Origin of the sequence: Niallia sp. FSL R7-0271 (assembly GCF_038005785.1) — a bacterium.
Lineage (GTDB): Bacteria > Bacillota > Bacilli > Bacillales > Cytobacillaceae > Niallia.
Genome location: NZ_JBBOTZ010000003.1, coordinates 216,448 through 228,647 on the forward strand (window position 1 = coordinate 216,448; position 12,200 = coordinate 228,647).

Genomic DNA, 12,200 nt, shown 5'->3' on the forward strand with positions numbered 1-12,200 from the left:
GTGAAACAGGATGAAAAATACAATAAAAAGCACAGGTTGGTTTCTTGTCGCTCTAATCACATGCCCATGCCATCTGGTTTTACTGCTTCCGTTGTTTGCAGGAACAGCATTGGCATCATACTTCACGGAATATAAAGATATTATTTTCATCATGATGGGTCTGTTGTTCGTTTTTGCTCTTTTTATGGGTTGGAGGAAACTTATTCCAGAAACAAAGAAAGAAAGCACAACGACACATGATTGTTGTAGCATGGAGAGGTTTAAAGCATGAAGGAAAGAGTGTCGCAATTAGCTACCATCTTTTCGGCTTTTGTTATGGCTGGATGCTGCCTGGGCCCGTTGATTTTTATCCCCCTGGGATTAACCGGTTTTGCCGGAGCATTAGCCTTCTACTCATTGAAATATCGATTATTGTTTAGCATCGTAACGATTATCCTTCTTGCTTACTCCTTTTACATGGTTTATGGAAGAAAGGGAAAAAGAAAAAGTTCTATCATCGGCTTATGGATCACGACATTTTTCGTTTTTTGTATGTTTCTTTTTTTATTTCTAGTTGAAGGTGGATTATAAAAATGAGGTGTTTATATGAGAGTACACTTAATTAGGATTAATTATCCCTTCTGTTAGTGGTTAGTGCGTGTAGTAACGAAAAAGAAGCACAAAATACTATAGATGCTAAGGAGCATGTAAAAGCTACCATTGAAAAAACTAAAACAGGGACATTTACGGTTTTGGGGATGGATTGTTGTCCGCCTTCAGTTGTCAAAGATGTTTTGAAACAAGTGGATGGTGTTGGCAAAACAGCCATTAAAGTCAGTGGAAGTAAGGGGAAAGTAACAGTATCTTATGATGATAAGAAAACGGATTTAAAATCAATTAAGTTGGCAGTGTCGGATTTAGGGCTTGGAGTCGAGTAAAAGGAGGGCTTTAACATGAAAAAATATCGAGTAAACGTTCAAGGAATGACCTGTACGGGTTGCGAAGAGCATGTTGCTGTTGCTCTTGAAAACATGGGAGCAAACGGGATTGAAGTGGATTTTCGCCGTGGGGAAGCTGTATTTGAACTTCCAAATGACGTAGAAGTTGAAACAGCGAAGAAAGCGATTGCTGAAGCTAAATATCAACCAGGAGAAGTTGAAGAAATACAATTGCAAGAAATGGTACAGTTAGGTGATGAAGGTGACTATGATTACATCATCATTGGTTCCGGCGGAGCTGCCTTTTCATCAGCCATTGAAGCCGTGAAATATGGAGCAAAAGTGGCGATGATTGAGCGTGGAACAATTGGTGGAACATGTGTAAATATTGGTTGTGTTCCTTCAAAGACCTTGTTACGTGCTGGCGAAATTAATCATTTAGCAAAAAACAATCCGTTTGTAGGATTGCATACATCAGCCGGTGAAGTTGATTTGGCGCCATTGATTAAACAAAAAAATGAGTTGGTAACAGAGCTTAGAAACTCTAAATATGTTGATTTAATTGATGACTATGGTTTCGAATTAATAGAAGGTGAAGCAAAATTCGTAGATGAAAAAACTGTTGAAGTGAACGGAGCACTTATATCGGCTAAACGATTCTTAATCGCGACAGGTGCTTCACCAGCTAAACCAAACATTCCTGGGCTTAATGAGGTAGATTATTTAACTAGCACGTCTTTACTTGAATTAAAGAAGGTACCAAAACGTCTTGTGGTTATTGGTTCTGGTTATATTGGCATGGAATTAGGACAACTATTTCATAATCTCGGCTCAGAAGTTACGTTAATGCAACGAAGTGAACGCCTCTTAAAAGAATATGATCCAGAGATTTCAGAATCAGTTGAAAAATCTCTAGTCGAACAAGGAATAAATCTTGTAAAAGGAGCAACCTATGAACGAATCGAACAAAATGGAGACATAAAAAAGGTTCTTGTAGAAGTTAATGGCAAGAAGCGTATCATTGAAGCAGATCAATTGCTAGTTGCGACAGGCAGAACACCAAACACGGCTACTTTAAACTTACAGGCAGCAGGCGTGGAAATAGGTTCTCGTGGTGAAATCATAATAGATGATTATTCAAGAACAACAAATACTCGTATTTATGCCGCAGGAGATGTCACGCTAGGTCCCCAATTCGTGTATGTGGCAGCCTATCAGGGTGGAGTGGCAGCAGGAAATGCTATCGGAGGACTGAACAAAAAGCTAAATTTAGAAGTGGTTCCAGGGGTTACGTTTACGGGCCCGGCAATTGCAACCGTTGGTTTAACGGAGCAACAGGCAAAAGATAAAGGCTATGAGGTTAAAACATCCGTTTTACCGTTAGATGCCGTTCCGAGGGCCTTGGTTAATCGGGAAACAACAGGCGTGTTTAAATTAGTGGCAGACTCGAAAACAATGAAAGTTTTGGGAGCTCATGTGGTGGCAGAAAATGCAGGAGACGTAATTTATGCAGCTACATTAGCTGTCAAATTCGGTTTAACCATAGATGATATTCGCGAAACCCTTGCCCCATATTTAACAATGGCAGAAGGGTTAAAATTAGCTGCCCTTACGTTTGATAAAGATGTTTCAAAATTATCTTGTTGTGCTGGTTAAATCTTCTTTTTTGGAGCTTTTTTACCTTACCTTTTGCTACTAACGGGTCGCTTTAGTATAGTAAGAAACATTACTTCAATATTGATTCTTTTATACTAAGATCTTCCACACTCAGACGCTTTTCTAGAGTAACGAAAAAAGTCCAAATTCTCAATTTTAATACTGAGAAATTGGGCTTTTTATTATTGTAATTTCCTTATCGTTGTAAATTCGCGGTTATCTATACTTAGGAGTAAAAAGTCTTTATTTTATAAGGTTTTTACATTGAAGACATGTAAACAATGTATTCGTCTTGACAACGGGCATCGCATCATCATTCTAAAACTTTTAGCTGCCTTTAAGGCTCAACTAAACGCCTTAAAGCGTTATTAAACGTAGAAAATGCCTTTGTTCTTACCCGGAACAATGCATAGAATGGCATGGTTTATTCAAGCAAGGTTTTTCGATGCCTTCACGTTGTCAAGATGTCACTACGTTGTATACTTTGAATACGTTGTTTATTGAGTTAAGATATCAAGTATTTAAAGTAACTTTTCACTCAATTTTTCTTCTTAGAATACTTTAAATACTCCTGATTTTCATAGTAAAGATAACCGCATTTTCCTGACGCTACCCCATCAAAAAGATGATTCCGTTGTTCCGGTCTGCTATTGTTTCGGTTGGACAAAAGAAAAAATTAAACAATATATTGAAAAAGGACTTACTCCTAATCCAGTAAAACATATTCGTGAAAACATAAAAGGAAACCGATGTGGTTGTGAAGTAAACAATCCTAAAGGTAGTTGCTGTTTGGGGAATGTAACGAGCTATATCAAAGAACTAACCTAAATAAAAATTCACCTTCAACGAAATGATCAAACTTTTTTATAAAAAATTGAACTAAGTATTGATATGAGAATCCATTTTTATCAAACTTTTAACATTTCAAAGCTACAATTAGCATGAAAGACGTAAATATTGTGTAAGGATATAGGAAACTGTTTTTTTATTTATAAAAAAAAGAAAGAGCTTGGACATTTATTGTAGCCCATGCTCTTTCTGTTGTTATTTTCTACCAACAATCGTCATACATAGAATGGTTTTGGTTCTGGTGGTTATTCGTGGTACTATTATTTGAATTTGTCTGTCCTGTATTTAAATTCTTTGATGTTGAGGTTTCATTAGGTATATTGTTTTGATGATTATTCATGAAAGAATCCATCATTTCAGAACAATAATCCATCATTTGTTGCAAATTTCCATTCCCATTCCCTTGACTAGGAGTGTTGTTTGAATGTGCAAGAGCAGCAGTGCCAATACCTAGAAATAAAGCAATAGCTACAAAAGACGTAAGTAATTTTTTCAATACTTCCACCCTCCTTTGTCCTCATTATACCCATATATATAAAATACGAAAACAGGGAAGATTGAAATTTACAAAAATTCAAAAATGATAAAGCTTTCTTTATAAGTAAAATAAACTTTTTTAAACAAACACTGAGTTTTACCTATATACATATTTTAGATTGATCGCTCGTATGAAAAGGAGGGTAAAAATGTATTATTATCCTAATCAATGGTATCAATATCCATATGTTTATCGATTAGAAGAAAATAATGGACAAGAGGAAAAGGAATGGGAAATTGAGAAAAAATTTATGGATGATATGAGGAAAATGATGTATCAGCAATTGTTGATGCAAAAGGAAATATTAGAAAAGATCCATCATATTGAAAGGAGATTATGTAATTTAGAAAGAAAGTATAAAGGCCTTTCATAATATATAAACAGGTTACTCCTTTTTTTCACTAAAAAAATTCTATGGGTGTAGCTCTTAACAAGTTACACCCATAGAATTTTTAACCTTCGAATTGATAAAGAGGTGTGCTTAAATATCTTTCTCCATTACTTGGAATAATCGCAACAACTTTTTTTCCTTTACCAAGCTTCTCAGCTACTTTCAAGGCAGCATATATGGCAGCTCCTGAAGAAATCCCACCAAGAATCCCTTCTTGTTTTGCTACCAGACGTGAAGTTTCAAAAGCTTGCTCATTCTCTACTGTAATGACCTCATCATAAATTTCAGTATCTAAAATTTCCGGTATGAATCCAGCTCCAATTCCTTGAATTTTATGAAGTCCTGGCTTACCGCCAGAAAGGACTGGGGATGCTACTGGCTCAACGGCAACAATATGTATTGATGGAAACTTTTCCTTAAGGACCTGACCAGCACCTGTAACCGTACCTCCTGTACCAATTCCAGAAACAAAAGCATCAATTCCACCAATTTCTTCAGCTTGACCAACAAGCTCTTGTCCAGTTGTTTCTTGATGGATTTTTGGATTGGCTGGATTATTAAACTGCTGAGGAACAAAATACTGTGGATTTTCCTCCAATAACTCTTGAGCTTTGCGAATTGCTCCCCCCATACCTTCCGGTCCAGGAGTTAAAACGAGCTCGGCACCATAGGCACGGAGTAAATTTCGACGTTCCATACTCATGGTTTCTGGCATGACGATAATCGTTTTGTATCCCTTTGCGGCAGCTACCATTGCCAACCCAATTCCTGTATTTCCACTAGTTGGCTCAACAATCGTACTTCCCGGCTTTAGGATTCCATCTTTTTCAGCTGCTTCAATCATGGCTATAGCAATACGATCCTTTACACTACTTCCTGGGTTAAAATATTCAAGCTTTAAATAGACATCTGCATGATCAGGATTTACAACGCGATTTAGTTTAACAAGTGGAGTATTCCCGATAAGTTCTACAATTGAATTAGCTACTTTCATCAAAATCTCCTCCAATACTAGTAATTGTTGGTATAGGCTTACCAACCACTGCACTTCACAGTGATAGGGCTTATCTTTCCTGAAATGGCGATAGCTATTTATTACCACCCTATATCACAGTCGTTATTCACGTATTGTCTATTACTTAGTTCAACTTTCCTTGCATTTTGCTCATTATTTTTCGTACTGAGCATATCGTTTAAGGCTTGTCCCTGGTCGCTGAGACACAAATCATACATATTTTTGATTTCTTGTTCGGTTAGATTTGGATGCATTTCCTTCATAAATGGTAGTGTACAATCGAACATTGAGTGATTATTGCTGTTGTGTGCTAACGCAGTAGTTCCGATTTCAATCAATAATACAATTTATCACCTCCTTTCGAAAGGATGATAAAAAAAACTTAAAAGCTCTTTCCTGAAGAGTTTTACGGAATATTCATTTAAAGAAAAACACACTTCATTTCAATAATAAAATAATCGTTTAATTAATAAAGTTATTTTGTCAATTTCTTTAAAATCGAATGAGAAATGGATTTGTGTCTATAATCTAGGATAGATTTTTTTGTGTTTTAGATTCTCTATAAGTACTTATCATTAATAAAATAGCTCCACTAACTAAAAATACATCCGCAGTATTAAAAATTGGATAATTAATAAATGTAACTTCGAACATATCTGTTACTTCCCCAAAAATTAAACGATCTACAACGTTTCCCATTGCACCTCCTATAAAAAATCCAAAGGCTATACGTGTTAGCTTATCGGAGACTTTACGAGAATAAATAAGGCCAAAGACAATAACAATAATTGCAATACTAATCAAGAATATTTTTTGTCCCGAAAAAATTCCCCAGGCAGCACCCGCATTACGATGAGATGTTAATTGAAAAACACCATTGATAAGTGGAATGGATTGTCCGTAGTCTATAAAATTTCGAACTAAATATTTACATAATTGATCAATACTTACTGTGAGAATAATGATCCAATACAAAGTCGTCACCTCGGAGTTCTATTTTCTATAAAGAATTGTACTTAATACTTTAAAAGTAAAGGGGATTTATCAGTAAAATGATCGTAAACCATTACGGTTAATTGAGAATTTAATTATTTTCAAAATTTACGAAGTGAGACCACAGGTTAGAAAATATATTATTTTCTGCCATGATATAAAGGCCTAATCCTATAAACACAATTGGAATAACCCATCGGCCGTATTTCTCAAGTGTTTCAGAAACATATCTGAATCTTGCTAGACGATATCCGATTAAACACCAGACCGCAACCATTATAAAGAAAGTAATAACTGTAATGACCAGTTGGTTGTTATTTAAAGTAGAAAAGAACGGAACATAAATTCCAATATTATCTCCACCATTGGCAAAGGTGATAAAGGCTACACTTAAATAGAACTTATTAAATTTATTTAAACTGGAAAGAATAGCACCTTCATTTTCATCTTCACCCTTTATAAACAGTTTAACTCCTAGGTAGATCGGGATTAGTCCTAATAATCCTACCCAATGATCAGGAATGAGTGTTACTCCAAATGTAGCTAAAAGGCTAATTAAAACTAAAAGTGCAAAACCAAGATATTGGCCAATGACTATATCTTTAGGGTAAATACGACTTCCCTTCGGCTGCATGTTAACCGTTCGGCCATTACTTGCTTTAGCTTGTGAACTTGCCTGAGAGAACAGCAACATCAAGACAAAAATATCATCGATATTGGTTACTATAAAAGACCCTAAAGCAGAGAGAATAGTTAAAATTAAATTCATAAAAAAACTCCTTTTTAAAATACGGAATAGAATATATTTTGTTGTGTTAGTTTGTTACACATTCTATTATTTTCCCCTTCATGTAATGATTTAGAATTTCACTTTGCACGATCCTAAAATTAATAGATAGTATTTTAGGTGAAAATATTGGAAGTTATTATTCAAATAATCATTTGAGTATATTGTGCTTTTAGATTAAAATTATTAATGTAAAATGTCAACATTAAAATGTTGGTTTGAATGAAAATAAAAAGGGAGAGTAAAATGAAAAACAAAAGAACCAGATCTATTGTACGTATTAGTCTTCTACTTCTTATGGCTTTAGCAGTAGCCTATACTCTTTATCAAAACTTTTTCACTGAAAAAATACGGGTTCAAGCAGGGGATCAAGCACCTGATTTTGTTCTTGAAGATATGAACGGTAACAACGTTCAACTTTCTGATTTAAAAGGAAAAGGAGTTTTTCTAAACTTTTGGGGTACTTGGTGCAAGCCTTGTGAAAAGGAAATGCCATATATGGAAAGACAGTATAACCATTTTAAGAATCTTGGTGTAGAGATATTGGCGGTTAATATTGCAGAAAGTGATATTGCTATTGAAACATTTGTAAAAAAGCATGGACTTACATTCCCTATACTTAAAGATAAAGATCGAGCTGTAACGGAAGCATATGACATAACCCCGATTCCTACAACATTTTTGATTGATAAGAACGGAAAAGTATTAAAAGTGATTACAGGAAGTATGACCGAAAGGGATATAGCAAACTACATGGAACTCATTAAGCCATAGAATTAATAAACAGTTAGGTGGTATCTTTTTGGAACAACTAAGTTTACTTCTTGCATTTGGAGCAGGTCTTTTATCATTTATTTCGCCTTGTTCACTTCCTTTGTATCCAGCTTTTCTTTCATATATTACAGGAGTGTCTATAAATGACCTAAAGGAAGGAAAAGGTATTTTAAGAAGGAAAGCTTTTATACACACTATCTTGTTTTTGGTGGGATTTTCCATCATCTTTTTAGCTTTGGGACTTTCTACTTCTTTTATCGGTACATTTTTTATGGATTATCAAGATTTGTTAAGACAACTTGGAGCTATTGTGATGGTGTTTTTTGGTTTAGTTCTAACAGGGGTTCTTAAATTTGATTTCCTACTTTCTGATAAGAAAATTCATTTTCAAAAGAGACCTTCAGGTTATATAGGATCAATTTTGATTGGAATTGGTTTTGCTGCTGGATGGACTCCTTGTACAGGCCCAATCCTTGCAGGAGTCATTGCGTTAGGTGTATCAGACCCAGGAAAAGGATTACTATACATGTTGTTCTATGTCTTAGGTTTTTCTATTCCATTTCTATTAATGTCTTTATTTATCGATAAGATGACTTTTCTAAAGAAACACAGTGCAATCTTTATGTCTATCGGAGGCATTTTGATGATTGTGATGGGAGTATTATTGTACTTTAATATGATGACAAAAATTATTGCAGTCTTAACAAGTTTGTTCGGAGGATTTACTGGATTTTAAGGGGTTTTTAGAATCATTCTTTTTAATGGATTAAAAAGCAAATCTGAAAAATTAAAAGTGTAGTTAAGTATATTTAAATGATTAAATCGTAAGGAGTTATTAGAATGGAACATGTCAAATGCGAATGTGGTCACTCCATTCCACATGGAACGGTTCTTTGTGAATCTTGTGGACGAACTATCGGGAATAAGAAGGATGAAGTTTCTGAAAAACTATTGGATATGAGATACGATGGAGGCGCAAGACGCTCACAAACATATAAAAAGTCACTTATCGATAAGATTTGGAACTTTTTCTCATCCGTTAAAGTAGGAATTTGGATAATTGTTCTTCTTTTAATTGCTTCTGCGATTGGAACAATTTTTCCTCAAGAGATGTATATTCCTCCAACCGTTGTCCCACAAGAGTTTTATAAAGATGAATATGGATTTCTTGGACAAATGTATTATGAATTAGGTTTTCACAATCTATATAGTTCATGGTGGTATTTTTTATTAATAGCAGCTCTTGGGATATCACTTGTTATAGCTAGTTTGGACCGGTTTATTCCATTGTATCGCGCTTTGAAAAAACAAGGGATTACACGTCATGAAAGCTTCTTGCGTAGACAACGTCTTTTCAGTGAAACAAAAGTCGAAGAGAACCTTGATGAACAACTGGATTTGATAATATCAAACTTGAAGAGGAAGCGTTATCAAGTACGTGAAGAAAATGGTCATTTTCTAGCTGAAAAAAGTCGGTTTTCAAGATGGGGACCTTATGTAAACCATGTTGGATTAATTATTTTCCTCATTGGAGGAATGCTGCGATTTGTACCGGGGATGTATGTAGACGAAATGCTTTGGATTCGTGATGGTGAAACAGCTATTATCCCAGGAACCAATGGAAAATACTATTTAAGCAGTGACAAGTTTATTATGGAAACCTATCAAAAAGATCAAGAAGATAAAGTTTTCGCAAATACTCTTTCACGAGTCGGGGATGGAAGTATCGTTAAAAACTTTCAAACAAACGTGACTTTGTATGAACGAAAGGGTGAAATCGTTCACGGGGCAGAACCTGAACTTGAAAAGATAAAAAATGAACAAATCAGAGTTAATTACCCCTTAAAACACGATTCATATGCGCTTTATCAAACCTCTTATAAATTAAATGAACTAAATAAGTTTAATTTTAGTTTAGTAGACAAAGAGACAGAAGAAAGTTTTGGCAAGATTACAGTTGATTTGTTAGAGCCAAAGAAGGAGTATGATTTAGGCAATGGGTATAAAGTTGAAATTGTGACGTATTTGCCAAACTTCTATTTCAATAGTGAAGGTATACCTGATACCAAAAACCGAGTTCCCGACAATCCAGCATTTGTATTTAACATGATATCTCCTGAAAAACCAGAAGGTGAAAGAAGCTTTGTTGCCATTCAAAAAACGATTGAACCAGAGAAAGATAATCAATTAAAAATGAAATTTGAGGGCGTAGAGACGAAAAATCTTTCAGCTCTTACAGTTCGGAAAGATCATACACTATGGTTTCTTGGTTTAGGCGGAGCTATTTTCATGATTGGTGTTATTCAAGGAATGTATTGGAATCATAGACGTATATGGATTAGACGCGATGGTGACCGTATATTAATTGCAGGCCATACAAATAAAAATTGGTACGGTATTCGAAATGAAGTGAACCGTATTTTAAAAGAAACAAGCATTCAAGAACTAATTGATCAAACAAACGAAAAAAGCAAAAATTCGTAGAGGAGGTAAAGATGTGGTAGCTCTTAGCAGTAACTTACTATACGCAGCATTCTTACTATATCTAATTGCAACATTTCTATTTGGAGGAGCCATTCGAGATAAGAGAAGGCAATACGAAAAGCCGAGCAAATGGGCGACAGTTGCAATAACTGTTACCATATTAGGTTTTGTTGCACATCTCGGTTATTTTGTCACTAGATGGATAGCTTCTGAACACGCACCGGTGAGCAATATGTTCGAGTTTATAACGGCATTTTCTATGATGTTTGTATTGGCATTCATCATTCTTTACTTTTTATATAAAGTAGCCATTTTAGGTTTATTCACCTTACCAATTACATTATTAATTATTGCCTATGCAAGCATGTTCCCAACAGACATTTCTCCATTAATACCAGCATTGCAAACGGATTGGCTTGCTATCCACGTAACAACAACGGCACTAGGTTCAGCTATTTTAGCCAGCAGTTTTATTGCAGGAGTCATTTATTTACTTCGTTCGGTTGATCAGACGAAACGTTCAAAGGAAACTTTTTGGCTTGAGGTTGTCATGTACACGATTGTGGCGACACTTGCTTTTGTAGTGGTAACCAGTGTTTTCAGAGGAATGGAGTATGAAGCTGTCTATAAATGGGTTGATAAAAATGATCAAGAGGTTGAAATGACATATAATCTACCTTCGATTGTAGGTCCACATCAAGGTGAATTACTTACAAAAGGTAAAATGGAAGCCTTTGTTGAAGTACCAGCGATCATCGCGGCAGGAAAATTAAACACAGTCATCTGGTCTGTTGTTACTGGTTTATTTTTATACGGGATTCTAAGACTTATTTTAAGAAAAAGAATTGCTGCAGCGCTTCAGCCATTAACAAAGAATATCAAACTTGATTTGGTTGATGAAATTGGATACAGATCGGTTGCAATAGGTTTTCCGATATTCACTTTGGGTGCACTCATTTTTGCGATGATTTGGGCTCAAATTGCGTGGACGCGTTTCTGGGGATGGGATCCTAAGGAAGTATGGGCATTAATTACATGGTTATTTTATGCTGCCTATTTACACCTCCGTCTATCGAAAGGTTGGCATGGTGAAAAATCAGCATGGCTTGGAGTTATAGGTTTTGGAATTATTATTTTTAACCTAATTTTCGTTAATCTAATTATTGCGGGTTTACACTCATATGCGTAAAAGAATTAATTAGAGGATTATTTTCTTTTTAAGAGTTTACTATAAAAAAATCTAAATTCATTTTTATTCATGTTCTTGGAGGGGAATAATATTGTAGATCCCCTCCAACTATGTAAATCGACAGTATTCTTTTAAATTTGTTATGAACATATCCGATTTTTTTCCTATTCAACTCTCCTTATGATGAAAAGAGAGTAAAACCATCGACTTAAAAATTTCATCATCGATATAGTAGAATGCTAATTTACCTTCCTTTCTATAGTTAGCTACACCTGATCGTTTTAAAAACCGCAAATGATAAGAAGCTGTAGCTATAGAGGATTGAATAATATTAGCGACATCACAAACGCAAAGTTCCCCTTCAATAGCTAATGAAAGAATAATTTTTAATCTTGTCTCATCAGCAAGAAGTTTAAATTTTTTTGATAGATGAAGTGTACTTTTAGAACTTAACAAATCTTGTAACCTTGATACTTTTATAGGGTCATAACAATAGATCTCACATTCATCTTTTAGAGTATCTTTCATATTTTTATCAACTAAAGACAATTCTCCCACCTCATTAAAAAATATGTGATTAGCTTATAATGAGTAAGCTTTCATGTCA

15 protein-coding genes and 1 pseudogene are annotated in these 12,200 nt (G+C 34.9%); 10 read left to right on the forward strand and 6 right to left on the reverse strand.

Going from position 1 to position 12,200, the window contains the following annotated elements; translation table 11 throughout:
* The first annotated feature begins 10 nt into the window (after nt 1–10).
* The 5 genes and pseudogenes from MKX82_RS28375 to MKX82_RS28395 form a co-directional block, all read left to right on the forward strand.
* A complete protein-coding gene (locus MKX82_RS28375) occupies nt 11–271 on the forward strand; it encodes a hypothetical protein (protein ID WP_275009311.1) in 261 nt (86 codons plus the stop codon).
* Nucleotides 268–570 carry a mercuric transport protein MerT gene (merT, locus tag MKX82_RS28380; RefSeq protein WP_047943212.1) on the forward strand — a complete coding sequence of 101 codons (303 nt, stop codon included), beginning with the start codon at nt 268–270 and terminating at the stop codon, nt 568–570. The genes MKX82_RS28375 and merT overlap by 4 nt, the downstream gene beginning before the upstream one ends.
* 50 nt (nt 571–620) lie before the next feature.
* Nucleotides 621–917, forward strand: coding sequence for a mercury resistance system substrate-binding protein MerP (merP, locus tag MKX82_RS28385; RefSeq protein WP_445738871.1), 297 nt, complete (start codon nt 621–623; stop codon nt 915–917).
* A 15-nt stretch (nt 918–932) separates the two neighbouring features.
* A complete protein-coding gene (gene merA / locus MKX82_RS28390; RefSeq protein WP_275009313.1) occupies nt 933–2,573 on the forward strand; it encodes a mercury(II) reductase in 1,641 nt (546 codons plus the stop codon).
* 615 nt (nt 2,574–3,188) lie between these two features.
* Nucleotides 3,189–3,401, forward strand: a pseudogene (locus MKX82_RS28395) (putative iron-sulfur cluster-binding metallochaperone); the annotation flags it as partial.
* Between the two features lie 223 nt (nt 3,402–3,624).
* On the opposite strand, the gene MKX82_RS28400 reads toward MKX82_RS28395, so the two are convergent.
* A complete protein-coding gene (locus tag MKX82_RS28400; protein WP_047943214.1) occupies nt 3,625–3,918 on the reverse strand; it encodes a hypothetical protein in 294 nt (97 codons plus the stop codon).
* 190 nt (nt 3,919–4,108) lie between these two features.
* On the opposite strand from MKX82_RS28400, the gene MKX82_RS28405 reads away from it, so the two are divergent.
* Complete coding sequence (locus tag MKX82_RS28405; protein WP_047943215.1) at nt 4,109–4,333, forward strand: hypothetical protein; 225 nt, start codon at nt 4,109–4,111, stop codon at nt 4,331–4,333.
* 79 nt (nt 4,334–4,412) lie between these two features.
* On the opposite strand, the gene cysK is transcribed toward MKX82_RS28405, so the two are convergent.
* From cysK to MKX82_RS28425, 4 genes are all read right to left on the reverse strand, one after another.
* Nucleotides 4,413–5,345 (reverse strand): cysteine synthase A, encoded by a 933-nt coding sequence (gene cysK, locus MKX82_RS28410; protein WP_341082051.1) that lies wholly within the window; start codon nt 5,343–5,345, stop codon nt 4,413–4,415.
* Nucleotides 5,346–5,446: 101 nt separating this feature from the next.
* Complete coding sequence (locus MKX82_RS28415) at nt 5,447–5,704, reverse strand: hypothetical protein (RefSeq protein ID WP_275009315.1); 258 nt, start codon at nt 5,702–5,704, stop codon at nt 5,447–5,449.
* Between the two features lie 190 nt (nt 5,705–5,894).
* A complete protein-coding gene (gene lspA, locus MKX82_RS28420) occupies nt 5,895–6,341 on the reverse strand; it encodes a signal peptidase II (RefSeq protein ID WP_275009316.1) in 447 nt (148 codons plus the stop codon).
* A 109-nt stretch (nt 6,342–6,450) separates the two neighbouring features.
* Nucleotides 6,451–7,128 (reverse strand): CadD family cadmium resistance transporter, encoded by a 678-nt coding sequence (locus MKX82_RS28425; protein ID WP_275009317.1) that lies wholly within the window; start codon nt 7,126–7,128, stop codon nt 6,451–6,453.
* A 264-nt stretch (nt 7,129–7,392) separates the two neighbouring features.
* On the opposite strand from MKX82_RS28425, the gene resA reads away from it, so the two are divergent.
* The 4 genes from resA (at nt 7,393) to ccsB (ending at nt 11,593) form a co-directional block, all read left to right on the forward strand.
* Nucleotides 7,393–7,920, forward strand: coding sequence for a thiol-disulfide oxidoreductase ResA (resA, locus tag MKX82_RS28430; protein WP_275009318.1), 528 nt, complete (start codon nt 7,393–7,395; stop codon nt 7,918–7,920).
* A 28-nt stretch (nt 7,921–7,948) separates the two neighbouring features.
* Complete coding sequence (locus tag MKX82_RS28435; protein ID WP_275009319.1) at nt 7,949–8,656, forward strand: cytochrome c biogenesis CcdA family protein; 708 nt, start codon at nt 7,949–7,951, stop codon at nt 8,654–8,656.
* Between the two features lie 104 nt (nt 8,657–8,760).
* Nucleotides 8,761–10,404: a cytochrome c biogenesis protein ResB gene (gene resB / locus MKX82_RS28440; RefSeq protein ID WP_275009320.1), complete on the forward strand. Its 1,644-nt coding sequence runs from the start codon at nt 8,761–8,763 to the stop codon at nt 10,402–10,404.
* A 13-nt stretch (nt 10,405–10,417) separates the two neighbouring features.
* A complete protein-coding gene (gene ccsB / locus MKX82_RS28445) occupies nt 10,418–11,593 on the forward strand; it encodes a c-type cytochrome biogenesis protein CcsB (protein WP_275009321.1) in 1,176 nt (391 codons plus the stop codon).
* A 168-nt stretch (nt 11,594–11,761) separates the two neighbouring features.
* On the opposite strand, the gene MKX82_RS28450 is transcribed toward ccsB, so the two are convergent.
* On the reverse strand, nt 11,762–12,142 hold the full coding sequence (locus MKX82_RS28450) for an ArsR/SmtB family transcription factor (RefSeq protein WP_251156484.1): 381 nt from the start codon (nt 12,140–12,142) through the stop codon (nt 11,762–11,764).
* Between the last annotated feature and the right edge of the window lie 58 nt (nt 12,143–12,200).